Origin of the sequence: Bacillus kalamii, from assembly GCF_047238185.1 — a bacterium.
GTDB lineage: Bacteria > Bacillota > Bacilli > Bacillales > DSM-1321 > Bacillus_AD.
Map to the genome: position 1 here is coordinate 2,444,447 of NZ_JBDFMI010000001.1, position 24,097 is coordinate 2,468,543.

The following is a 24,097-nucleotide window of genomic DNA, read 5'->3' on the forward strand; positions in this document are numbered from 1 at the left end:
AAAAACCGGGGCCTTTTTTGTGCATTATTCCATTACTTTTTTCTGGAAACGATTAATATCGGTATCCGCTCCAATGACGATCAAAACATCTCCTGCATTAATGGACTCGTTCGCTTGCGGAGAAACGATGATTTCATTTCCTCTTTTAAAGGCAACGATATTGATTCCATACCGTGCACGGATATCGAGATCCATTAACGTTTTGCCATCCAGTTTTTTATTGGCGGCAATCTCAACGATAGAATGCTCATCAGACAGTTCTAAATAATCCAACACACTGTTGGAGGCGATTTTGTGGGCAATCCTTCTCCCCATGTCTCTCTCAGGGTGGACAACATGGTCAGCGCCAATTTTAATAAGCACTTTCTCATGATAATCATTGGTTGCCTTCACCGTAATATCCTTGACCCCTAATTCTTTTAATATTAACGTAGTAAGAATGCTCGCTTGAATATTATCTCCTATGGCAACAATGACGTGGTCAAAATTGCGGATACCCAGACTTTTAAGAACCGATTCATCCGTCGTATCCCCTATCACAGCGTGAGATGCAATTGAAGCGAACTCATTGACACGGTCTTCATCATGGTCAATGGCCAGGACTTCCATCCCTTCTTCGATCAATTCACGGCAAATGCTGCCGCCAAACCGCCCTAATCCAATTACTGCGAATTCTTTCTTCACAATTATTCCTCCACCATCTAAAAGCTTGTTGAATCTCCCCATATTCTAACATACTTACCTAAATTCAACCAAGCTCTCAATTATCCATGTTGCCTACCAATCTCCACGGCGAAAGCGAACATCCTGCAGCGGTTATCGTTCTCTATGTATGACTGACAAATGGGGAACCTATAAAAAATGGCGATGGTTATTTTTTTCTTACTAAAAAAGCGGCATGATAATACATGCCCCTTTTTTGTATGTTTATTACAACGCCTTATCATCTATAGAGTTAAGATAACCGCTTATTTCGCCAACTACCGACTCCACGCACCCTTTCTCAAATGGAGAAATCAAATTTGCTGTTTTTACCAACTCAAGGAATGTCCTGCTCCCTCCTTCACGGCATAGTTTCACATAATCGGCCCATGCCGAATCGAAGTCTTCACGAGAGCGTTTCCAGAATTGAAATGCGCAGATTTGCGCCAATGTATAATCAATATAATAAAATGGCGATTGATATATGTGGCTTTGGCGTTGCCAGAAAGCCCCGCTTTCCAAGTAGGCAATCCCATCATAATTGCGGTGGGGCAAGTATTTCTCCTCTATGGACTTCCAAGCAAGATTTCTTTCCTTCGGAGTAACATCCGGGTTTCCGTATACAAAATGCTGAAACTCATCGACAGCCACTCCATAAGGCAAGAAAAGCAATGCACTGCTTAAATGGGCGAATTTATATTTTTCCTCGTCTTCTTTAAAGAATTTACCCATCCACGGCCATGTGAAAAACTCCATCGACATAGAATGGATCTCACATGCTTCCATTGTCGGAAAAGTATATTCAGGGATGTCAAAATGACGGCTCTCAAACACCTGGAAGGCATGCCCGGCCTCATGGGTCAATACATCGATATCATCGCTTGTTCCATTGAAATTGGAAAAGATAAAGGGAGATTTATAGTCTGGCAGGAATGTGCAATAGCCTCCTCCAGCTTTACCCTTCTTAGCCACAAGATCCATCAGTCCATTATCCAGCATATAATCGAAGAACTGCCCAGTCTCAAAAGAAAGCTCTTCATACATCTTCTTTCCTTGTTCTATGATCCATTCCGGCTCCCCTTTGGGTACAGGATTGCCGCTGGAGAATTCAAAGGATTCATCATAAAAAGTAAAATGTTCAACTCCTATCCGCTCACCTTGCCTCTTTCGGAGCTCAGTTGCTAGCGGAACTATATAATCCTTTACCTGTTCACGGAAAGCAGCTACCATGTCCGCATTATAATCCAAACGGCTCATTCTGTAATAACCGAGTTCAATATAATTCTCATACCCTAGTTTTTGAGCCATCTGAGTGCGCACTTTGACCAACTTATCATAAATTGTATCAAACTCTTCCCTATGTTCCTCCATAAAAGCAAAAACTGCTTTCAAAGATTTCTTACGCACCTTCCGATCCTTCGATTGTAAATAAGGGCCCATTTGCGCGATTGTATATTCTTTATCATCCCAAACAATTTTGGCTGATGCTATCAATTGTGTATAGTCCGTAGCCAGTTTATTCTCCAGCTTCAAATCTTCAATTATAACCGGTGAAAAAGTCTTCAATTTCGCTTCCGCCAGCAAAAATAAGGTCTTGCCCCATTTTTCTTCCAATTGATTTCTATACTTGGACTCTAGCAGCATTTTATAGAACATAGAGTCATATTCTTCAAACTCAGGAGATACCTCGTCTAAATAGGCCTGTTCTTCCTTATAAAATACATCATTCGTATCCACCGTATGGCGGATATATACCAGGTCCTTCATCGTATTCAATTTATTCCGAACATCATTTATGTTTTTCAACGCCTCATTTTGAGCGCCAACAGTAGAAGCTTCCTTAAACTGTTTAAAACAAAGGTCAAATGATTGCTTATATTCTTCCAAATTAGGCCTTACATACGTATATTCTTCAAATTTCACGTTTAACGGCTCCTTCTTCATTCAGATTTAAATACCATGATTAAATAATCATTGGCCAATCAGCCGCCAATTCCCTTCAAACGGCTGCTTGGCATATCCTTAGGCGCTATTCAATTGATATTGGGCCTGTATCAATTGATAATAATGGCCCTTGTTTTCCATCAATTGATCGTGGTTGCCCTGTTCCTTGATGTTTCCTTGTTCCAATACATAAATCACATCACAATCGCGGATAGTGGACAGACGGTGGGCGATAATGATGGATGTACGATTTTTCAACAGCTTCTTCAAGGCATTCTGTATTTTCATTTCTGTCTCTGTATCGATGCTTGCAGTCGCTTCATCAAGAATAATGATTTTTGGATCAGCCAATAACGCTCTTGAGAAGGATAGCAACTGCCGTTCCCCGACGGATAGAATATTCCCTCTTTCCTCTACCTCCGTTTGATAGCCCTGCGGAAGCTTTACAATAAAATCATCTGCTCCTACTGCCTTTGCTGCTGCCATTACCTCTTCATCACTGGCAAGCGGATTTCCGAAACGGATATTTTCCATAATGGTCCCCGAGAAGATAAATGTATCCTGCAAGACAATTGAAATATTCCTTCTTAAAGAATAGAGCGAAGCGTCCTTAACATCTATTCCGTCGATGGACACCTGTCCGGCTGTACAATCATAGAATCGGCTTATTAAATTGGCGATTGTTGTTTTGCCCGAACCGGTATGTCCGACAAGGGCCACTCTTTGCCCAGCTTTCATTTCAAGATTAATGCCTTTCAGCGCTTTTCTCTTTTGATCATACGAAAACTCAACATCTTTGAAAACGATTCTTCCTTTAAGATCAGAAAATTCGATTGGATGTTCTTTCTCACTCACATTCGGTTTCTCATCCAAAAACTCAAAAATACGCTCAGAGGAAGCCATTCCAATCAGCAATTGATTATATAACTGCCCAAGCCGGGAAATCGGATCCCAAAACATCCCCAAATAAAAGGCAAAGGAAACGAAAACACCTAAATCCATTTGTCCGGTACTGATCAAATGCGAACCGTACCATAGAAGGACAGCCGTTCCAAGGGCGTTTGCCATATCCACAAACGGGCGGAACATGGCATTTTTTTGGGAAGCCTTTCTCCAGCTCTCAAACAGTTCAGAATTAACACCGTCAAAAAATTGCATATTTTCTTTCTCTTGTGTAAAAGATTGTGTAACCCGTATCCCTTGGATGCTTTCGTTCAAATGTGAATTTAGCTTTGATTGAATCAAGCGGACTTCCTGCCAGCTTCGGCGGATTTTTTTCCGCAAGCTTGTTGAAATGAAAAACATCAAAGGCATAATGACGAGTACAGCTAATGTCAATTGCGGGCTCAATGTAAACAGGATGACGATGATACCGATCAACGTGATGCTGTCCATCAATAAGTTGATTACCCCATTAGTAAACAAGTCCTGCAAAGAATTAATATCATTCATAATCCTTACAAGAATCGACCCTGCAGAACGCTGGTCAAAGAAACGATTGGACAAGGACTGTACATGTGTAAACAGGTGCTTTCTTAAATCATAGATGATTTTCTGCCCCAACTGATTCATCCATTTAAATCGGAAGACGTTTACGGCATACGAAACAACATATAATACAGCAATCAAAGAAACCATTTTGACAAGCAGTGAACTGTCTTTGTTCATGATCGCTTGGTCAAGGGTGTATATTCCGATTAAAATCGGAATGGCAAGCCTGATTAATGTTGTGACGACCATGGAAGCGATAGAAAGAGGCAAAAGCCCCTTCCTATAAGGCTTCATGTAACTCATTAGCCGAAGCATCTGCTTCCAGTTAAACGGCTTGTCAATCGCCTGGTCTGTGGAATAATTAAATCTCTTCATTACTTGAGGATTCATTTGGCGTGTTTTCATAGTTCCACCTCTCTTTCTGGCCGTGTCAAGCATGCGCCATTTTCTCATAATCGCTGAATTGTATATCATATATGGATCGATACAAACCTTGGTTTGCGACCAATTGCTGATGCGTTCCGCGCTCGATGACTCTTCCTTCATGAAGAACCAATATCTCATCGCAGTGTTTTACTGATGAAATACGGTGTGCGATTACAATCGTTGAACGCTCCTTCATCACTTCTTTCAAGGCAGCTTGAATGCTTTGTTCTGTTTGCATATCAACTGCACTGGTCGCATCATCCAAAATGAGGATTCCCGGATTCAGGCAAATAGCCCGAGCGATAGCTATTCTTTGCTTCTGGCCGCCTGACAGGCCCAATCCCCGTTCCCCAAGGAGCGTATCATACCCATCCGGCAAGGTTTCAATAAACTCATGTGCCTGTGCACGTTTAGCAGCTTCAACAATTTCCGCAAAGGTAGCATTCGGTTTTCCATAAGAAATATTGTCTCTGATAGATGAAGAAAACAAAAAAGATTCCTGAAGCACAAAACCGATATTCCCCCTTAATGTCTCTAATGAATAGGTATGTATATCTTCACCATCAATGCGGATTTCGCCTTTAGTAGGTTCGTAGAATCGGGTAATTAATTGCGTAAGCGATGTTTTTCCGCTTCCTGTTGCCCCGATAAGCCCTAAAGTCTTACCTGCAGACAAATGGAAGGAAATATCCTCCAAGGCGTTATTATCGCTTTCTGCATATTTTAATGACACTGAATCAAACAGAACATCCCCCCGTAAATGCTCCACTGCTGCCGGTGCTTCACATTCCTGGATATGCCAATCTTTTTCCAATACCTCTATCAATCTTTCACCGGAAGCTTTTGATTGTGAAAATAAATTGATAATGTAACCGACATTCGTGATTGGCCAGACTATATACCAAACAAGGCTATAGAAGGCGACTAGTTCCCCTGGCTTCAATGATCCGTCAATGACTAAATATCCCCCATAAATAAATAGAAGCACTACAGAGAATTGGCCGCATAATTCCATCAGAGGAAAGAACTTCGACATGATATTCGAAGTAAATATGTATTGATCGCGATAATGTCCGTTCGCATCATTGAACTTATTGATTTCAAAATCCTCGCGGGACAGTGATTTAACCGTCTGGATGCCGCTTATATTTTCCTGGACATTCGTATTCAGTTTACCGAATGATTTTCTGATCCCCCTGAATGCAGGCGAAATCTTCTTTTCAAATCTGTATACCACAACAGCCAAAAACGGCAATGTAACCATCGTGGCGAATGTAAGCGGGACAGAGTAACTGAACATCACAGCAAAGCTTACAACAATCAGCGCAACTACACGAATAGCTTCGGCAATCCCAAATGATAAAAAGAATCGGAACCCTTCCACATCCGCTGTTAAGCGCGACATCAAATCCCCTGTTTTAGCACTGTCGTAATATCTGAAACTCAGATACTGCAGTTTTTCATATAAAGCATTCCGTAAATGATAAACTGCTTTTATCCCGAATACATCACCATAATACTGATTCATGTAAGACGAGAACCCTTTTACCATCATCAACAAGACGAATCCGACCGCCAGATAAGGAATTAAACCGTATTTCCCCTTACCTATTACATCGTCAATCGTAACTTGCAGGATAATGGGATATACAACCGTCACCCCAGTAATTAAAAGCAAAAAAAGCAAAGAAATAAATAATTGAGACCGATACGGCCAGTAAAATGCTTTCAATCGCTTAAATGTATCCATAATTACCCCCTCTATCGCATATTATAATGGCTAAATTACCCATTTTTACAGAAAACTGTAATATCTAATATATCGGTTTTCGAAATAAATTTCCACTATTTTATTTATTTTATTAATTCTGACTATTTTAAACAAAAAAAAGAAAGCATCGGTTTGCAGCAGGCAATGCCATTAGCAACCGATGCTCTCTTTTTTATTATTCAGCTTGCTCACTTTCGTTCAATACACGGTTCACCCGTTTTTCCAGCATTTTCATTCCGCTGCCGCCAGCTTGGAAGTGGCGAAGGACTCCTGTTTTATCAAACACATAATAAGCAGGCACATATTGATTTTCAAACGCATCATTCAATTTCAATTCACTGTCCACAAAAATAGGTTGAGTAATATTGTGTTCGGAAGCAACCCTTTTAATGTCTTCAATATTTAAATCGTCTTCAGAACGAGGCATATGCACTGCTACTACGTTCAATTGATCTTTATAGCGATCCCGAAACTCGTTGACTTGCGGCATCGCTTCTTTGCAAAGATGGCATGAAATCGACCAGAAGTGGATCAATGTCGGTTTCTCTCCAATTAATTGTTCTTTAGTGACTTCTCCGTTCAACCACTCAGTAGCGCCTGTTAATTCAGGCATATCAGCTCTTAATTTCATTTTATACTGCACCTCCGTATGTATTTTTTGAAAAAAGAGACCTAACATATAGTTAGGCCTACTTATAGGTATCTAAAAATCAAAGTGTTTTTTGGCCTGGTCTCCAGTTGGCAGGGCATAATCCACCAGTTTGAAGAGCTTGCAGCACACGAAGGGTTTCATCCACATCACGGCCGATGTTGTTATGGTTCACTACTTGATATTGCAATTCGCCTTCTGGGTTGATGATGAACAATCCGCGCAATGCAACTCCTTCTTCCTCGATTAAAACACCATATTCACGGGAAATAGAATGGTTCGTATCCGCAGCCAATGGATATTTCAAATCCCCTAAGCCGTTGTCTTTACGGTCTGTATTGATCCAAGCCAAATGGGTATGGATTGTATCAGTTGAAGCACCGATTACAACCGCATCCAAATCTTCGAATTCATCATAGCGGTCAGACATTGCTGTAATTTCTGTCGGGCATACAAATGTAAAGTCCATTGGATAGAAGAATAAAACAGTCCATTTATCATTTTTCATGTTTTCTTCAAGACTTACTTTACCAAATTCCTTGTTTGCTAAAACAGCTTCCATTTCAAAACGTGGAGCTTGTTTTGCTACCATGCGCTCTGCCATCAAAATCCCTCCAAAATTATAAAAGATTATTTGAATCGAGAATATCATTTAAATATTCTCAATTATATATTTTCTCGACAAGACTCATTATAACACCTACAGTATATAAGTCAAACAATTAATTAAAATAAATATTATCTGATAAGCATTTTAATTTAAACGAAAACTGCCCGACATTTCCCTGTAAGCTTACTATAATAGTATCATTGATTTGTTTTCTTATAAAACGAAATGCTACGAAAATTCCCCTATTTGTGACATTTTTTTCACAGTCCTCTGCTTTGTGCATTCGTTTTATAGACTGCAGATCTAAACTAGAGTCTCTCATATTTTGTTATCGCACACCAAAAAACGCCCAGAATCACTCTGAGCGCTTTCGTTTGCCGCAGAAAATAAGATTATCCTTAACCTCTATTTCCTTTAAATCGCATATAATCCATTAAAAATTCAATAGCCATCGGTATCGCATCTTCATTAGGTGTCAATTTGGAGTGGTGTAAACCATATGGCGAATCAACTCCCAGCCAGAACATAAAACCGGGAATTTCTTTCAGCATATAACCAAAATCCTCGCCGGTCATGCCTTCTTTTGCTTGAACAAAATCCATGGAAGGATGTTGAGAGGCAAAGGAAACAAATTCATCGGTCAACGATGCTTCATTATATACCTGGTAGTACATACAGCCGTAATCAATCGCTGTTTCACATTCAAATCCTGTCGCAATACCTTTAACCAAGTGCTCCAGGCGCTGTTTGACTTTCATCATGCTTTCCGGTGATAGCGTACGGATTGTCCCTTCAATCCGGGCTTGTTCGGCAATAATATTCTGTACTGTACCGCCTGTAATTTTGCCGATTGTTATAACAGCCGAATCGAGCGGGTCTACGTTCCTTGAAATAATGGTTTGCAATTGCCCTACAAGCTGGCAGGCGATGACAATGCTGTCGGTTGTCTGATGGGGATAAGCTGCATGCCCCCCTTTTCCTTTTATATCTATATATAGTTCAGATGTATTGGCGAATAATAATCCCGGTTTTGTAGCAACTGTACCTACAGGGTACTCCGGAGCAATATGCAGGCCAACCACCATATCAGGCTTCCATTCCTTCATAATATCCGATTGGAGCATCGGCTCTGCCCCCCCTGGGCCCTCCTCGGCGGGCTGAAAGAAAAAGACGGCATCATCGTCAATCGGCTCATCAACAATGCCTTTTAAAACACCAAGGGCAATAGCCATATGAAAGTCATGGCCGCAAGCATGCATCCTGCCATCATGGATCGAATGATAAGGAAGCCCTGTCTGTTCGATAATCGGCAAACCATCTATGTCTGTACGATATCCGATCGTTTTCTCCGGTGCCTTCCCGTACACCCTTACGAATAGACCCGTTTTCCATTCTTTTATCTCTAGGCGGTCTTTTGGCAAATTACGCAAATAATCCAACAGATATGCCTGTGTTTTAACTTCTTTAAAACCTAGCTCCGGAATTCTATGTAAGTCCCTTCTTATATCAACGAAAGCATTCGCATTTTCCATGAAGATAATCCCCCCGAATTGAAATGTATAGATGTATTATAAGGCACCATGCCGGCTTTTACCATCCTATGAAGACCAAGAGACCCATAACCCTGCATAAAGAAAAAGGACCGCTGTTGAAAGCAGTCCTTTGGCGGTCGCCTAACGTAATTAAAGCTGGCGTAGTTCTTGCATGATTTCAGTTTTTGATTTTGTTTTGTCATCGATTTGTTTGATTACCTTGGCAGGAATGCCTGCTGCGACGGAATAAGGCGGTATATCCTTTGTCACGACAGCCCCTGCAGCAATAACAGACCCTTTTCCGATCGTTACACCTTCCAATACAACGGCATTTGCTCCCACCAGAACATCATCTTCAATGACAACCGGCTTTGCAGAAGGCGGCTCGATAACGCCTGCAAGAACAGCTCCGGCACCGATATGGCAGTTATTGCGGACCGTTGCTCTTCCGCCCATCACGACATTCATATCAATCATCGTTCCAGAACCGATGACTGCACCGATATTGATGGAAGCTCCCATCATTATAACTGCATTTTCTCCAATTTCAACTTGGTCCCGGATGATAGCGCCCGGCTCTATGCGTGCCTTAATACCTTTCAGGTCCAGCATAGGGATTGCAGAATTGCGGCGGTCGTTTTCAATAACATAATCTTCGATTTGTTCACTGTGCGTATTCAGAGCTTCACTGATATCGGACCATTCTCCGAATAGAACACCTGTATTACCCGTAATGAACGTTTTTGTTTGTTCGCCAAACGCGAGACCTTCCAAATCTCCTTTTATGTATACTTTTACTGGCGTCGATTTTTTTGCATTGGCAATATACGAAATAATTTCGCGTGCATCTACCATTTTCATTGTCTTTCCTCCCTTTTGAAGTCTGAAAAAATACTAATGATTACTTTACCAAACTAAACAGCGATTAACAAGCAAAATTATCCTTAGTTATTCAAGTTCCGATTCTTTTATATATTCTTGTACAATCTCTACAAAAGCCTGAACCTGCTGAAGTTGAAATGACTTTTCGTACCCCAGCAGCCAAGTGTCCCGTTCAAGGTTGTCATGGTGGTCATCGTAGAGCGGAATTTTGTAAATGTTCTTGGCGTCATGGTTTTGAATCGTTATTGCCGGAAGAATTGCATACCCAATTCCGTTTAGCGCCATTTGCTTGCATGTCTCTATTTGGTCTACTACAATCGTCCTTTTAGGAACGCTTTGAAAGTGCCTGATCCACCAATCCTGGATTTCTTGATAATAATTGGAATCACTTTTAAATTGGATAAAAGGCCTATTCGTCTCAAGTACTTGTTCAAGCTTATTCATCTCCGTATCGACGAGATATAGCTTATCCTTAAAGAGATGGTGGCGGACTCCCTTCCAATCGGGAGTCCCCCTAATGATGCCGATATGGACGGTATCGTCATACAAGGATTTAAGGATTTCACTGCTCCAGCCTGTAACCAATGAAATCTTAGCATGGGGATAGGTATTGACGTATTTTTTCAGCACCTTAGGCAGCCAATTTTGTCCGACGATGGTTGCGCAGGCTATTTTCAAGGTTCCATATACTTTATTATCCATTGCCTGTATTTCTTCATGGACTTTTTCTTCCTGTTCAAGTACTCTGTTCGCTAAATCAATGATGGTTTCCCCTGCCGGTGTCAATGTCAAGCCTTTTTGGGACCGTACAAAGATTTTCGTCCGCCAATCCTTCTCTATACTTTGGAGACGCTGCGACAATGCCGGCTGCGAGACAAATAAACGCTCAGCCGCTTTCCGCATGTTCATTTCCTGCGCCAGGACAGACAGTAATTGATATTCTGAATTGCTCATTCTGATCCCTCATCCATTCTTTTAAACGTAATGGTTTACCCAAAATGTATTATACGTTTTTTAATCTGTTGTTTCATGCATGTGAACAAAAAAGAGCCTGCTTACTGCAAGACTCTTGATTCTACATTTTTCAATTGGCAAGAAGCTGTTTCTGGAACTCTTTCAAAAGAGCTCTTCTCGTTAAAATACCTTCGAATACCCCGTCTTCATCCTCCACACAAACAAAAGGATGGTCTATCAGTTTCTTCAATCCTGTTTTGACTGTATCAGTCAAGCGCAATCGGGGAATATCGGGATTCATTACATCACTTACTTTCAACTCTTCCAATTTCTCGAATTCAATTCTTTCCAACCCGAGAATAGCATCCATAATCATCGGCGAACTGATCAAGCCGTATAATTTGAAATGGGGATCTAATACAGGTATGGCTGTATATCCGCTTTTCGTAAGAACCAACAAACCATGTTCCAAATTGTTGGCGATTTGCACATGTGCAACTTTTTCGGCTGAAATAACATAACTCTCGATAGATGTGGAAAGCAGTTCATTGTTATTACATGTAAGCATACGATTACTCCTACTCTTATACTCAGTATTTTCTTCTTTTACTTATTTTAACAATTACTCATGCTGCCTGCATCCTAAATGCTTAGTTATTATTCTTCTGTTTCTCAAGTAACTTACGGATTGCGACTAGTTCATTCTTTGTTGACATCAGTTCAGCAAGACCTAGCAACATGATAAACAACATGATAATCATCAGAAGTATCTGCAAAAATGGACCCACCTTTTTCTTCAATTCATTGATCCGGGTGTATCAACATGTTGCTTTTCTCTTCCAGTTAAAATACATACTTAGTATACATACCATCCATCCAAACGGCAAGCATACACTACACAATCAAATACAATAAATCCCACAACGACAACGTATAAAACCTTCAAATCCTTCATCTTTTTTGTGCGGAATTATTGTGTAAATGCCGAATCCAACACCCAGTAGGATGCGCCAAAAAAAGAGCCCCCTTAGGGACTCTTACGCGTTCAATAAATCAAAGATTTCAATCGTAATCATATCGATATTATCGAATTGATACTTGGACGACTTGCCTTTTTCATCATATACTTCAAGCTCGTACATAGCCGTTTTATTAAAGTACGTAACTTGGCATTTTTTCACGCCATCTATTTCAAAAAAACGCTGCGCTGTTTCAGTTTCCTTCGCTTGTTCCTGAAGGTTTAATAGTCTTGTTATGATGCCTTGTAATTGAGTCATTATAGCATCTCCTTTCAATATGTAACAGAATTCCTACCAGTATGTTTCACTATAACATAAGTTCTTATGCCAGTGCCATGCCTAAGTATATTCTGAAAGTTTTAAAATCCATTTACTTAATCCTTCATGGCGCTTACAATAGGTACAAAACCTAGGATAGGGGGATTTCTATGAATTTTGCACAACAAATTAATAGTACAATGTATTCCATTGATTGTCACGATTTAGGCCGAAAAAAAAGGACAGGCTGTTATGTCCTGATGGATGGGAATAGCGCCACACTGATTGAAACGTCTGCTAGCCCTTCCATCCCTTACATTTTGCAAGGGTTGAACGAATTATCAATAGACCTTGAACAGATTAGCCGGATTATTGTCACTCACATCCATCTTGACCATGCCGGCGGAGCAGGATTATTGCTGCAGCAGTGCCCAAATGCCACTCTAATCGTCCATCCTAAAGGAGCACACCATTTGCATGAGCCTTCCAGACTAATAGCAGGGGCGCGAGCCGTATACGGCGAGGATTTCGATTCATTATTCAAACCGATTGTTCCCATACCTGAAAATCGGATAAAAACGGCTGACCATGGTGAACATCTTGTATTGGCAGGCCGCACTCTGACATTTTATCATACCCCAGGCCATGCCAACCACCACATTTCCATCTATGACTCTTTTTCAAAAGGAATATTCACAGGCGATACTTGCGGCATTTTCTATCAAGAGGGACAAAAAGAGGCACTTGTTCTCCCAACCACATCGCCAAATCAATTCGATCCGGATGCTATGCTGAAGTCAATCGACCTTTATGAAGATTTAAAGGCTGAAGTTCTTTATTTTGGTCATTTCGGCGCCTGTGACACTCCTTCTGAGGCTTATGCGCAAATGAGGCATTATGTACCGCTTTTTGTGGAATGCGGAAAAAAGGCGCAATCACAAACATCAGTTATGAGCGATCAACTCGTATTGCTTCAATCCCTTTTGTTCGAACTGATTTCTCCACGTCTGAAAGAAATGGGGATTACAAGAAGCGATTCGCTATTTTCCCTTTTGGAGTTGGACTTTAAAGTGTCAGCAATGGGAATCATGGATATGTTGTCGAAGAAGCGCCATTAAGTCAAAGATACCCATTACATATGCTGTATAAGGTATACTATTCATATATTGTTATAACTAGGAGGCAAATATGCACACAGTTGTCCTTTACACACAACCTTCCTGTCCGCCATGCGAATTTACAAAGTTGTTTCTAAAAGAACACGGCGTTTCCTTTGAAGAGAAAAATATCTCGAGGGATTCCAAGGCGAAGAAAGTAATGATGAATCAATATAACGCGTTTTCTACACCCGTCATCGTGATTGATGAAGAGCCGATCATCGGTTTTGACCAAGAACGGATCGAGCAGCTTTTAGGATTGAAAAATATATAAATGATCCTTAAATCAGTTAGGGGACGCCATTAGATGGCGTCCCCTGTCTTTTCATTCCAAATAATGTTCAAAAAATATCATGCTCATACAGATATTCATAGGAAATATCAATGAAAAGATACTCGTTTTCGTTGACCGGAATGGAAAAAGTCCTGATTGTTTGTGCAATTTCAATGTCACTGTACGAATCTGAAAGAAATCCTTCCTGGTCGTTCCTCATTTTAATAATAGTCTTCAGGAAATATGGCCGCCAGCTCCAGTTTTTCTCCATATGGTCCATTTGAGCTACCCATCCATCCTTAGTTTTCAAAATATTGGGCGACCGTTGAAATCCATCCTCATCGCAAACGTACAGCCTGAATGAACAATGTTCAATGGATTGGGCCAATTCCATCAACAAAGGGACATCGCTGCTTGTTGGCCGATATTTATGGATAGTCCGCTCAAGGTCCAATTGAAGCTTTTTCTTCTCATCATACTTTTTTTCAAGACTAATTTTTTCCGAATCAATGAAACGATGGCACTCCGTTTTGAACCACTTTTTTAGTGCATCTCTCCTAATAGGCTGGTGTGCCGGTTCAGCGAGATAGAATCCTTGATAGTACCGGCCTCCATGCCTCCATGCATATTGCAGCTGATACACGGTTTCGATATTTTCGAATAATAGCGTGGCACCCATTTTCCGTGAAAGTTTTCCTAAAATGGCAACTGTGTCGGCGAACGAATCCCACGATTGAAGATTAAGATGATGAAGGCTTACTTTCAGAATTTGGGGCGATAATGAAGTAATCCGGTCAAGATGGCTCTCTATCGCTAAGTGATCAACCGCAATTTTAATCCCATAGGTTTGATAATACGTCAATAAATGCTGCAGGCTTCTTATTTCATCCGGAAAATCCTTTTCAGATAATTCCAATACAATCCGGTGCAGTTTATCTTCAGGAATATACCGCTTTATAATATCAAGGAGATCCTCCCCGTGATCAAGAAGCATGAATGATGGATTCCGGTTAATAAAAATGAAACATTCATCCTCCGAATTTGCCAGCATAGCCAGCGCCTTCTCCAAGACTGCATTATCAACATCTATACGGTACTCTTCAGGTATACTATGGTCGCTGAAAAAAGGCCCAAGACTTTCAACTCCTTTTTCGCTCCTATATCTGCCCAAAATTTCATACCCAACGACAACGTGCTCATCTGCGCTGAATATCGGCTGCAAGAAAGGCTCAATCTGATCATAGTTTGTCAGCACTTCCATTGGATCCATGTCGACCACCCCGAACATTGGTATTTGGAACAATTATACCACTGTTTCTCAAACTAGTTAAAAAATTCAACTTAGTTCACACTATATTTCTAATTCGGAGCGGAAATGGATGCCTACACTTTAAAACGGACGTTGATTCAACCAACTGCCGCCATCCAACGTAATGCATTCCCCGTTCAGATAGGCTGCCTGGTCAGAAAGCATGAATGCAGCCAATTGGGCAATTTCCTCAGGCTTGCCCAGTCTTCCGAGCGGCACACTGTCCAATGTCATCTTGGCAGCGGCTTCACTTTCCCACAGCTTGGCTGCGCCGCCGGTGCGTTCTATCGGACCGGGAGCCATGGCATTGACCCTAATTCCATACTTACGCCCCCATTCCACCGCCAATGTCCTTGTAAGCGCCAGGACGCCAGCCTTAGCGCTTGCTGAATGAACAACACCAGGGCCGGCATCCCAAGCATATGTAGCTACCATATTCAACATAGCTCCTTTCACGCCATTAGCAATCATATACTTCCCGACTGCACTGCTACAGTAAAAGGTCCCATTCAAAACGATATCTATAACGGATTTCCATCCATTCGGAGATAATTCCTCTGCTGCACAAATAAAATTACCTGCCGCATTATTCACCAGAAAATCAATCGTTCCGAACTCTGCCGCTGTCTTTTCAACCATCGCTTGGACATGCTCAACATTTCTTACGTCCATCTGGAAAGGGATCACTTTTCCATTCGGGTGTTCGATTTCTTTAATGGCAGATTGCAGCCGCTCTTCATTTCTTCCTGTAATGACGACGTTTCCTCCCAATTCGACGAAATGCTTCGCCATATATTTACCCATCCCGCTTGAACCGCCAGTAATAATTGCAACTTTATTTTTCATCTTCATTTCCCCCTTTTAATAAATGAATCGTCATTCATTTATTTTACCATTTTTGCTCATCATTTTCTATTTTTACCTGTTATAGAATTACATTTTCTTGAAGGAGTGTTTCAAGCATCAAGCAAAAAGGATTAAAAACAGAATTCACATGTTCCTATGTCTTGTTTGGGCAATAAAGAATTTAGCATCAGTGTCAAACAGTTTTTTTCAACAGCCGCTGTATGCGTTTTAACTCCATAAGCTTTCCTATTTCGCAAAAAAGCACGCCCTGTAAAGGCGTGCTTTCATTCATTACATAAATGGGAAAAACAACGGAATGGCCAAAATGGCTATGATCCCGATAAATACTTGCAGCGGAAGACTAACCCGGAGGAAATCAGCATATTTGTAACCACCCGCTGTCATGACAAGTGTGTTTGTCGGTGAGGCGATAGTTGAAAAGCTCATACTGGCGGCTACCGCTATCCCTACAACTATAGGCTCAGGATTTATGCCCATTCCTAACGCAGCTGTCAGTGCAATAGGCGCAAGTAAAATAGTTGTTGCAACAGAATTCATGAATTGGGACAAGAGAGACGTTATGATATAAAAAGCTATAAGCAGGCCGTATGCGCCATAATCGCCAACCAAGGCTTGCAGCGAATTGCTTAGCAATTGTGTTCCTCCAGTTTTGCCCAACGCAGTGGCGACTGGCAGAAGAGTAGCAATTACTATCACGATTTCCAGGTTGACCCGTTTATATGCAGATTCGACCGATTGTATACAGCCTAAAGCAACCATTAGAAAGGCAGACAGTAAAATACTTGTCACTGCGGACATTAATTGAAATGTCAGAAGGATTAGCATGAGGAGCATAATCAGTGCGGCTATAGGTGCTTTTCCGGAGGTCTCTGTCTCTTTGCGCTCATCGGATTTAGAACCAATGACGACCAAATCATCTTTTTGGTTTGAAATCAAATCGATGTTTTTCCATTTGCCATGGACCAATAAGGCATCTCCTATTTTCAGCTTTTGCCTTCCCAAATCAGTGTGTATATAGTCCCCTTTTCGATTGATGGCAAGTACATTGCATGAATATTGTTCACGGAAATGAAGATCCGCTATTGTCAAATTTTCAAGGCTAGAATGCGGTGCCAGTAGAATCTCTGTCATTCCGTATGATTTCCGGAGAAAATGCGATTTGATCTCTTCAATGGCAAATGGCCGCTTTTCCAGCTCATAAGTGGAAATGAAGTGATTAACCTCTTCTTCCTCCCCGAAAACCAACAGGAGATCGTTTGGGTAGAGTATTTCATTCGCTTTTGCCACAATAGAGCTTTTCGGATGCAATAAGCTCATTTTATCCTTCGACTTTCTTTCTATTTCAATCACCGTTATTTCAAAACGCGTAGGAAGTTTAAGCTCTTCCAGCCTTTCGCCAATAATTTCGGATGTTTCCGGCACATGGACAAAATGCAATTGGTCATATACTTTATAAAGTCCCGCCAATTCTCCGGCTGAAATAGATTTTCCTGGCGTAGAAATCGTCTCCTGGTCAATCGGCTGTATCTTTCTGCCGACCGTTAAAAAAAAGGCGATGCCGGCAATCAGGGCTATAAGGCCAATGCCTGTCATATCCAAAAACCCGAGAGAATCCAGTCCTTCCTTCGAAAGCACGTCGGCTATAATCAAGTTTGTGGGCGAACCGATCAAAGTGAGCAGCCCTCCCAGACTAGCCGCAAAAGTCAACGGCAGCAGGAACCTGGTTGGGTTGATCTTCAATTCAAAGGCGATACTCATGATGATTGGCAACAAAATAGCCACTGTTCCCGCACTGCTCATAACCGCACTGAACAAGCTTACCGTAATGAACATAATCATGATTAATTTTGTTTCACTGTTTCCGCTCATACGGAATAACGCGCTACCGACGGATTTTGCCAATCCGGAATCAAAAATACCTGCACCCACTATGAATAATCCGCCTGTCATGATGACAACCGGATTTGCAAAACCGGATACAGCTTCTTCAGGAGTTACTATATGAAAAACAGTCAGAGCCAATAAAGATCCCATCCCTATCAGATCTGCCCGTAATTTGCCTTGCAATAATAGTAAACACATAATCGCCACGATTATAAATGTGATAATCATAGGTTGATTTATCATTAGAACCTCCCACTTAATAGCACTATACAATAAAATCACATGTATGATTGGATTAAACATAAATCCATAATGCAGGTGTCAGGTTAACTTTAACCTACTGCTTGCTATCTTACTCATGCATTTACTCTTTATATAGCTTCTATATCATAATAAACAGAACTTATTCATCTGATTATTTCATATATATCAATCATAATACAATTTGAATACAAAATGTAAACATTTATTCACTTCAACTGTTTAATCTTATCGCATACGGGGATTTATTTCATTAAAATGGTTACATGCCCATGGTGAGGAGGCGGAAAAATGGTGGAAAATCCGGTACTATCAAGAAGAGATTTTATAAAAAAGATCCTTACATATATTCTTATTGCCCTTGGATGGGGCTATGGCATCAAATGGTATTCAAAATATGTAGAGCCATTCTGGCTTGAATCATCTGTTTTTTCCATTAATGACAGCATCATCCCCAAGAGCTTCCATCAAAGCAGGATTGTCCAGTTCAGCGACACTCATTTAGGCTTCCATTTCAGCATCCGCCAACTAAAAAAGACAGTCAAAACGATCAATTCACTGCAGCCGGACTTAATCATCTTTACAGGAGATCTAATGGATGAACCTGGTTCGTTCAAAAAAAGCCAACACATTATTCCCGTATTACGTTCATTAAAAGCCACATATGGAAAAATAGCCATCTATGGAAACCATGATCACGGTTCTAATGGAACAATATTATTTAGAGACATCATGGAAGCCTCCCAATTTAAGGTTCTTCGCAATGAAAACATGGCTATCACATCAAAAGCAGGTGAATCCATCTATATCGCCGGGATTGATGAACCGATGATTGGTACGCCGGACTGGTACAAGACCTTGAGGCATATTCCTTCGGACCAATTTTGCTTACTTCTTTCCCATGCCCCTGATTTAGCCGATTCCGCCAGCAAGAAAGGGGTGCATGCACAGCTTAGTGGGCATAGCCACGGGGGCCAGATTCAAATTCCTTTTGCAGGACCGCTTATTACACCTCCTTACGCAAAAAAATATTACGAAGGATCGTATATGGTAAACAGTATGAAGTTGTTTGTCAACAGGGGCTTGGGGACTACCAGAATTCCTTATCGATTCTTTTCACGCCCTGAAGTAACATCCATTACTTTGTTATCCTACTAGCAGCCTTTCCAGCTAAACAAGGGAGAATGAGCCATTCCCCCTTGACAGCATCCACGAAAAACTATTTGTTAAAATACTTTTGTTCAATTTCTTCTATCGGCAATGGCCTGCTGTAGAAAAATCCCTGTGCTTTTTGACAGCTGACTTTCTTTAGGAAATCCGCTTGCTCTTCACTTTCGACCCCCTCTGCGATTACTTCCAGGCCAAGATTTTGGGCAAGGTGTATAATCGTTGTGATGATGGCTTCATCCTTTTGGTCACAAAGCACTTCTTTAATGAAGGATTGGTCGATTTTTAATGTATCCAAAGGGAATTGCTTCAGATAACTGAGTGAAGAATATCCTGTACCGAAGTCATCCACGGATATCGATACACCAAGCTTCTTCAACCCATTGAGTGTCCTTAGGGCCTCCGTCGTATCCTGCATTGCCCCTTCTGTAATTTCTATCTCTAATTGGATAGGATCAATTTTATACTTATCTAACAGGCAAGAAATATGCTCTATTAATGCAGGCTGCAAAAATTGCTTTGGAGAAAGATTAACGGCCACTTTTAATGGGGGATACCCCATATTGTCCCAATGCCTGATCATTTTGCACACTTCTTCAATGACCCATTTCCCGATCGGTATAATTAATCCTGTTTCCTCGGCAATCGGGATAAAATCAGCAGGGGAAACAAACCCGAGCTTTTCATTATTCCATCGCAATAGAGCTTCAAAGCTTGTCACAAGTCCATTTTTCAAATCTATTTGCGGCTGAAGATACAAGCTTAATTCATTCTTTTCCAGAGCCCTCCTCAAATTGGTTTCAAGCATCACGATAGCCGGTATATGCTCATTTAATTCATGATTATAGAATTGGAAATGGGCTTTTCCTCTGGCCTTCACTTGAAATAATGCGCTGTCCGCCTTCCTGAGCAATGTTTCACCATCGCGCCCATCCAACGGAAACATCGAAATGCCAATGCTCGGTGTAACGAACCATTCATGGCCATCGAGTACAAATGGTATTGAAAAAGCAGTGAATATTTTTGCAGCAAAGTGAGTAACCTCATGGCGTTCAACCTCTGATATAAGGATGACGAATTCATCCCCGCTTATACGGTATACCTGGTAAAAGGTCTCGTCAATGAATGTTAATCGTTCTCCAACCTTCTTCAAAAGCAAATCTCCGGTGGAGTGCCCAAGCGTTTCGTTAAATAATTTAAAACGGTCAAGATCGATATAAAGCAGAGCAGCTTCTGTTTCATTCTTGGAAGATTTATAGATTATATGCTCCAGATCCTTTAGTAAAGCCTTTCTATTAAACAATCCGGTTACTTGATCGTGGTATGACATATATTGAATTAATTCCAGGCTCTTTGATTGCTGTGTTATATCCCTGAAAATAATGTAGGTCCCTTTCACCTCTTCATTCACAACAATGGGCACAAACTTCATATAGACAGATAATGATGTCCCTTTCTTATGTATCAAGCTGCATTCATCAAAATCAAGCGCAAGCCCTTTGAAGGAATTCCTGAAGACCTGTTTAAAATGCGGCAGGTTATCATCATTGACCATGTCAAAGAATGAACGATCCTTCAGCTCTTTTTCATCATAGCCCAAAAGTTTTTTGGAAGAAGGGTTGCAGGATACTACTTTCCCCTTTGCATCTATTGAAATAATGCCATCCAAATTGTGGTCAATGACAGATTTATATAATTGGATATTTTCCAATAACTCCTTTTCGTTCAACGCATGCGATAAAGAATGCTTAGCATTCACAGCTATATACCGAACGGTGTGTTCTTTATCCTTTAATGGATAAAGCGCTATATCCCAGGTCGACGGATTAGCATGGGAGCACATCCAATCAGACTGCGAAAGCAACTCACTTTTGCTTTCCGTTACGCGTTCGCATTCCTTCTTCAATAATGCTGATACTTCTTCGGAATGAACCTCATCAATTGTGCGCCCAATCCAGTTCTGTATTTTCCTTTTACGGCTTACCGCCATTGAGTTTGCATAAACATACCGGAATAGACCTTCTTTTTCCACCCGCAACATGATATAGCACTCTTCTACCATGTCAAATATACTATGGAATAAATCATATTCTTGCAAAGAAATAGATTTATTGTTTTTGCCGTCGTCAAAATTGATTTGTTCTCTATTCCTCATAACCATCACACCCTATGTGTATATTGATTTTTGGCAGTCATTTATGCGCGTTTATTTCTATAATAGCTTATCAGATAAAAACCGTACATAACCTTCTTAAAATTCAATAAAAGACGATGCAGCTTTAGGCTGATTGGCCCATTTATTCTGGTTTCCGCAAACCTCTTTACTGAATAGCTAATTAAAAGCGTACAGGCTCCAATCCAAAAACTCTCCATATACTGTAAAGAATACAGAACGGAGGTATCTACATGTACGGTCCCATTTTGCCAACACACAACTCTTACATGTTCTATCCTATGCCAAGTCCTGTCCCTTATAGGGCCTCATATACAGACCAAAGCTGGAACCAAACAATTGTCAATCAGGAAGACCAACGCTTTTTCCCTTTCTTCCTTCCCTTTGTAGCAGGATTAGCGATAGGGCCTCTGCTTTTTAACCGGCCTTGTTGTCCGCCCCCTTATCCGCCTTATCCGCCTTATCCCCCTGCCCCAATGCCTTACGCTCCCATGCCGTATGGGACGGTTCCTGCGGGTTTTCCGCCAGGATCCTTTAATCAAATACAACAAGGAAATACGCCGGTATACGGAGGCATCACAGAAAACGTTAATATATATACAAAATAAGTTCATTGCCTGGCCATATTTCAGTAAAAAAGCTGTTTTCATCACTAAAACAGCTTTTTTACTGTTTACAATTATTGAAATACGGATACAAATAGAAGGAAGACTATATAATAGAAAAAAACACGTAAATCTTCCTTCCTTATATAAAATTTCACACTATGAAAAAAGTATGAAACAAATATTAAATAGTAGAGAATATTTTGATGTTTCTATCACTTTAACGCAGCAGAATGCTATAATGATATTAGTTAATAAATCCAGAGAAAGGAGTTGCAAGAATGAATCAGAGAGCAGATATCCAACATCCCAGTAAAGAAGAAGAGCTTCCCCAAGCCATTTTTATCATCAATAAACATGCTAAGGCAGCTCCGCAACCCAAAACACTGTATCAAATGAAACAAATGGCAATCCAAAAGATGCTGAAAGAAGGAAAAGCGAAGAAGCTTGGATTGCACTTCTCCAACAATCCCAAAAATGCCCAACAGCAATCAGATGTCATTATCCAATGCGGAAAGTATATTTTTCATTTACCTCCGTCAAAGGAAGATATTAAGAAATTACCTCATCTAGGAAATCGCGCAAATGATAAGCGCAACCCAAAAACATACATGTCCTTATCTAGGGCAAAAGCCATTATATATAACTACATCGGACCTATGGAGAAGCCATTGGATAAAAAAGCTGCCACCCGTTATTCTCCATATAAAAAGAAGCAAAGTGTTAAAAAAACATCTACCATTTTTACCTCTTCCTTTTTGGGAAAAGATATATATTAAATATACTGCGTTGCCAAAAGAAAACGGTAATCTCCGTTTATCCCGGACAAGCTTAAGACGGAGCACTGACATAATGAATAGCTTTTTTAGAAGGAAAAGGATAGCGAATTGCTATCCTTTTCTTTTAGAAACAAAGAGCAATTCGCCTCCTGGCTCTGCTCATTTTTATTGTAATTGCATCTTACAGAACATATTGGTCAATATAGGCAATTAGTTCTGCAATTTCAGGTTTACTTATTTGAGCATCCGCTCCGACCATCTGGCCTTTATGCCGCAGGTCGTCTGTGATCAGGGATGAAAAAATAATGACCGGCAATTTGGATAAAGCTTTCTCTTCTTTGATTCTGCGAGTAAGATGATGTCCGTCCATTTGCGGCATTTCAATATCTGTTACGACAATTTGGACATGGTCTTCTATTTTATCTCCTTTGGAAATGATATTTTCCAAATAATTCAGCGCATCCTGCCCATTCTCAAAGAAATCCACATTATCAAATCCAGCTTCTTGGAGCGTATCATGAAGCAGCTTTCTCAATAATGGTGAATCTTCCGCTACAACGATCTTTTTATCAGTTCGTTGCCTATGTCCCAATTTCTTGACTTGCTGTACATTAATGCCTGATTCAGGATTGATTTCTACCACTATTTTTTCAAAATCCAGCAATAGGATCATTTCGCCATTTAGCTTGATAACTCCGATAATCTGGCTTTCAAGCCCTTGATACATATCTGAAGGTTTTTCGATTTGCTTCCAGGATATACGATGGATTTGGGTAACATTATGGACATGGAATACTACTTTTTGCTTATTAAACTCCGCCACAATGAATTTATCCTGTTCAGGAGTCAATGAGGGGGGATAACCCAAAGCTTTTGCGACATCCACGACAGGCAGTACCTCTTCGCGGAGTTCAATAATTCCTTCTACATACGAATGAGCCTGGGGAACAAACGTAATCGGAACTGGATTGATAATTTCTTTCACTTTTATGACATTGATGCCAAATTTATTATTCCCCAATCCGAATTCGACTATTTCAAGCTCATTTGTCCCGCTTTCCAATAAAATTCCTTTATGATCTTCCATTTTGTTTTAACCTGCCTTATTCGTTTATTCGATTATTTCCTTGCATGCACTTAATCGCAAGCGCTCATTTCCTGTTCCGCAATTCAAAATAGACTGTTTTTAATAAATGTATATATTGAAAACATACTATACTGGTTATATCGGACTATATAAGAACATATTTTAGACAATCTGCAGATTTTAAAGGAAATGGCCTATAGTTTTCTGCGGCTGCACCCAACTTATAAAAACCCCTGACACCATTGTTTGTTCTGCACACTCTTTCTTCATTTTCCCAAACTGTAGCCTTCAGCAGA

At 40.6% G+C, this 24,097-nt stretch carries 21 protein-coding genes; 4 read left to right on the plus strand and 17 right to left on the minus strand.

Translation table 11 applies throughout. The features are described 5' to 3' along the window. Nucleotides 1–24: 24 nt before the first annotated feature. From ABC357_RS12150 to ABC357_RS12205, 12 genes are all read right to left on the minus strand, one after another. Nucleotides 25–684 (minus strand): potassium channel family protein, encoded by a 660-nt coding sequence (locus ABC357_RS12150; protein WP_412887754.1) that lies wholly within the window; start codon nt 682–684, stop codon nt 25–27. A gap of 246 nt (nt 685–930) precedes the next feature. Continuing rightward, a complete protein-coding gene (locus ABC357_RS12155) occupies nt 931–2,625 on the minus strand; it encodes a M3 family oligoendopeptidase (protein ID WP_412887755.1) in 1,695 nt (564 codons plus the stop codon). 99 nt (nt 2,626–2,724) lie between these two features. After that, nucleotides 2,725–4,542, minus strand: coding sequence for an ABC transporter ATP-binding protein (locus tag ABC357_RS12160; protein WP_412887756.1), 1,818 nt, complete (start codon nt 4,540–4,542; stop codon nt 2,725–2,727). A gap of 25 nt (nt 4,543–4,567) precedes the next feature. Further along, nucleotides 4,568–6,313, minus strand: coding sequence for an ABC transporter ATP-binding protein (locus ABC357_RS12165; RefSeq protein ID WP_412887757.1), 1,746 nt, complete (start codon nt 6,311–6,313; stop codon nt 4,568–4,570). A gap of 196 nt (nt 6,314–6,509) precedes the next feature. Further along, nucleotides 6,510–6,965: a redoxin domain-containing protein gene (locus ABC357_RS12170; protein WP_412887758.1), complete on the minus strand. Its 456-nt coding sequence runs from the start codon at nt 6,963–6,965 to the stop codon at nt 6,510–6,512. Nucleotides 6,966–7,044: 79 nt separating this feature from the next. Beyond that, nucleotides 7,045–7,587 (minus strand): peroxiredoxin, encoded by a 543-nt coding sequence (locus tag ABC357_RS12175; RefSeq protein ID WP_412887759.1) that lies wholly within the window; start codon nt 7,585–7,587, stop codon nt 7,045–7,047. Nucleotides 7,588–7,991: 404 nt separating this feature from the next. Next, entirely contained in the window at nt 7,992–9,125 is a 1,134-nt protein-coding gene (locus tag ABC357_RS12180; protein ID WP_412887760.1) for an N-acetyldiaminopimelate deacetylase, read from the minus strand. A 150-nt stretch (nt 9,126–9,275) separates the two neighbouring features. Then, nucleotides 9,276–9,986, minus strand: a complete 711-nt coding sequence (gene dapD / locus ABC357_RS12185; protein WP_412887761.1) for a 2,3,4,5-tetrahydropyridine-2,6-dicarboxylate N-acetyltransferase — start codon at nt 9,984–9,986, stop codon at nt 9,276–9,278. Between the two features lie 87 nt (nt 9,987–10,073). After that, nucleotides 10,074–10,961 carry a transcriptional regulator CcpC gene (ccpC, locus tag ABC357_RS12190; RefSeq protein ID WP_412887762.1) on the minus strand — a complete coding sequence of 296 codons (888 nt, stop codon included), beginning with the start codon at nt 10,959–10,961 and terminating at the stop codon, nt 10,074–10,076. Between the two features lie 130 nt (nt 10,962–11,091). Then, nucleotides 11,092–11,529, minus strand: a complete 438-nt coding sequence (gene cbpB, locus ABC357_RS12195; protein WP_412887763.1) for a cyclic-di-AMP-binding protein CbpB — start codon at nt 11,527–11,529, stop codon at nt 11,092–11,094. A gap of 82 nt (nt 11,530–11,611) precedes the next feature. Further along, nucleotides 11,612–11,737 carry a hypothetical protein gene (locus ABC357_RS12200; RefSeq protein ID WP_412887764.1) on the minus strand — a complete coding sequence of 42 codons (126 nt, stop codon included), beginning with the start codon at nt 11,735–11,737 and terminating at the stop codon, nt 11,612–11,614. Between the two features lie 261 nt (nt 11,738–11,998). Beyond that, on the minus strand, nt 11,999–12,238 hold the full coding sequence (locus tag ABC357_RS12205; protein WP_412887765.1) for a DUF1797 family protein: 240 nt from the start codon (nt 12,236–12,238) through the stop codon (nt 11,999–12,001). Nucleotides 12,239–12,408: 170 nt separating this feature from the next. On the opposite strand from ABC357_RS12205, the gene ABC357_RS12210 reads away from it, so the two are divergent. Together ABC357_RS12210 and ABC357_RS12215 are read left to right on the plus strand one after the other, a co-directional pair. Next, nucleotides 12,409–13,356, plus strand: coding sequence for an MBL fold metallo-hydrolase (locus ABC357_RS12210; RefSeq protein ID WP_412887766.1), 948 nt, complete (start codon nt 12,409–12,411; stop codon nt 13,354–13,356). A gap of 70 nt (nt 13,357–13,426) precedes the next feature. After that, nucleotides 13,427–13,669, plus strand: coding sequence for a glutaredoxin family protein (locus ABC357_RS12215; protein WP_412887767.1), 243 nt, complete (start codon nt 13,427–13,429; stop codon nt 13,667–13,669). Nucleotides 13,670–13,736: 67 nt separating this feature from the next. Here the strand turns inward: ABC357_RS12215 and ABC357_RS12220 are convergent, their stop codons facing one another. From ABC357_RS12220 to ABC357_RS12230, 3 genes are all read right to left on the minus strand, one after another. Beyond that, the gene (locus tag ABC357_RS12220; protein WP_412887768.1) at nt 13,737–14,939 is read right to left on the minus strand and encodes an EAL domain-containing protein; all 1,203 of its coding nucleotides are present in this window, start codon (nt 14,937–14,939) and stop codon (nt 13,737–13,739) included. A gap of 120 nt (nt 14,940–15,059) precedes the next feature. Beyond that, a complete protein-coding gene (gene fadH, locus ABC357_RS12225; RefSeq protein WP_412887769.1) occupies nt 15,060–15,824 on the minus strand; it encodes a 2,4-dienoyl-CoA reductase in 765 nt (254 codons plus the stop codon). Nucleotides 15,825–16,115: 291 nt separating this feature from the next. Continuing rightward, nucleotides 16,116–18,032, minus strand: a complete 1,917-nt coding sequence (locus ABC357_RS12230) for an SLC13 family permease (protein ID WP_412887770.1) — start codon at nt 18,030–18,032, stop codon at nt 16,116–16,118. Between the two features lie 249 nt (nt 18,033–18,281). Here ABC357_RS12230 and ABC357_RS12235 point away from each other — a divergent pair, with 249 nt between their 5' ends. Continuing rightward, nucleotides 18,282–19,148: a metallophosphoesterase gene (locus ABC357_RS12235; protein ID WP_412887771.1), complete on the plus strand. Its 867-nt coding sequence runs from the start codon at nt 18,282–18,284 to the stop codon at nt 19,146–19,148. A 61-nt stretch (nt 19,149–19,209) separates the two neighbouring features. On the opposite strand, the gene ABC357_RS12240 is transcribed toward ABC357_RS12235, so the two are convergent. Beyond that, on the minus strand, nt 19,210–21,312 hold the full coding sequence (locus ABC357_RS12240) for an EAL domain-containing protein (RefSeq protein ID WP_412887772.1): 2,103 nt from the start codon (nt 21,310–21,312) through the stop codon (nt 19,210–19,212). 904 nt (nt 21,313–22,216) lie between these two features. Between ABC357_RS12240 and ABC357_RS12245 the strand changes: the two genes are divergently transcribed. Then, nucleotides 22,217–22,714 (plus strand): YkyB family protein, encoded by a 498-nt coding sequence (locus ABC357_RS12245; RefSeq protein WP_412887773.1) that lies wholly within the window; start codon nt 22,217–22,219, stop codon nt 22,712–22,714. A 181-nt stretch (nt 22,715–22,895) separates the two neighbouring features. On the opposite strand, the gene ABC357_RS12250 is transcribed toward ABC357_RS12245, so the two are convergent. Further along, nucleotides 22,896–23,801: a chemotaxis protein gene (locus ABC357_RS12250; RefSeq protein ID WP_412887774.1), complete on the minus strand. Its 906-nt coding sequence runs from the start codon at nt 23,799–23,801 to the stop codon at nt 22,896–22,898. Between the last annotated feature and the right edge of the window lie 296 nt (nt 23,802–24,097).

Bases quoted from the DNA above. Each gene is read 5' to 3' on its own strand.
- ABC357_RS12160 (WP_412887756.1), bottom strand. From the start codon at position 4,542: ATGAAAACACGCCAAATGAATCCTCAAGTAATGAAGAGATTTAATTAT.
- ABC357_RS12165 (WP_412887757.1), bottom strand. From the start codon at position 6,313: ATGGATACATTTAAGCGATTGAAAGCATTTTACTGGCCGTATCGGTCT.
- ABC357_RS12170 (WP_412887758.1), bottom strand. From the start codon at position 6,965: ATGAAATTAAGAGCTGATATGCCTGAATTAACAGGCGCTACTGAGTGG.
- ABC357_RS12175 (WP_412887759.1), bottom strand. From the start codon at position 7,587: ATGGCAGAGCGCATGGTAGCAAAACAAGCTCCACGTTTTGAAATGGAA.
- ABC357_RS12180 (WP_412887760.1), bottom strand. From the start codon at position 9,125: ATGGAAAATGCGAATGCTTTCGTTGATATAAGAAGGGACTTACATAGA.
- dapD (WP_412887761.1), bottom strand. From the start codon at position 9,986: ATGAAAATGGTAGATGCACGCGAAATTATTTCGTATATTGCCAATGCA.
- ccpC (WP_412887762.1), bottom strand. From the start codon at position 10,961: ATGAGCAATTCAGAATATCAATTACTGTCTGTCCTGGCGCAGGAAATG.
- cbpB (WP_412887763.1), bottom strand. From the start codon at position 11,529: ATGCTTACATGTAATAACAATGAACTGCTTTCCACATCTATCGAGAGT.
- ABC357_RS12205 (WP_412887765.1), bottom strand. From the start codon at position 12,238: ATGACTCAATTACAAGGCATCATAACAAGACTATTAAACCTTCAGGAA.
- ABC357_RS12210 (WP_412887766.1), top strand. From the start codon at position 12,409: ATGAATTTTGCACAACAAATTAATAGTACAATGTATTCCATTGATTGT.
- ABC357_RS12215 (WP_412887767.1), top strand. From the start codon at position 13,427: ATGCACACAGTTGTCCTTTACACACAACCTTCCTGTCCGCCATGCGAA.
- ABC357_RS12220 (WP_412887768.1), bottom strand. From the start codon at position 14,939: ATGGATCCAATGGAAGTGCTGACAAACTATGATCAGATTGAGCCTTTC.
- fadH (WP_412887769.1), bottom strand. From the start codon at position 15,824: ATGAAAAATAAAGTTGCAATTATTACTGGCGGTTCAAGCGGGATGGGT.
- ABC357_RS12230 (WP_412887770.1), bottom strand. From the start codon at position 18,032: ATGTTTAATCCAATCATACATGTGATTTTATTGTATAGTGCTATTAAG.
- ABC357_RS12235 (WP_412887771.1), top strand. From the start codon at position 18,282: ATGGTGGAAAATCCGGTACTATCAAGAAGAGATTTTATAAAAAAGATC.
- ABC357_RS12240 (WP_412887772.1), bottom strand. From the start codon at position 21,312: ATGAGGAATAGAGAACAAATCAATTTTGACGACGGCAAAAACAATAAA.
- ABC357_RS12245 (WP_412887773.1), top strand. From the start codon at position 22,217: ATGAATCAGAGAGCAGATATCCAACATCCCAGTAAAGAAGAAGAGCTT.
- ABC357_RS12250 (WP_412887774.1), bottom strand. From the start codon at position 23,801: ATGGAAGATCATAAAGGAATTTTATTGGAAAGCGGGACAAATGAGCTT.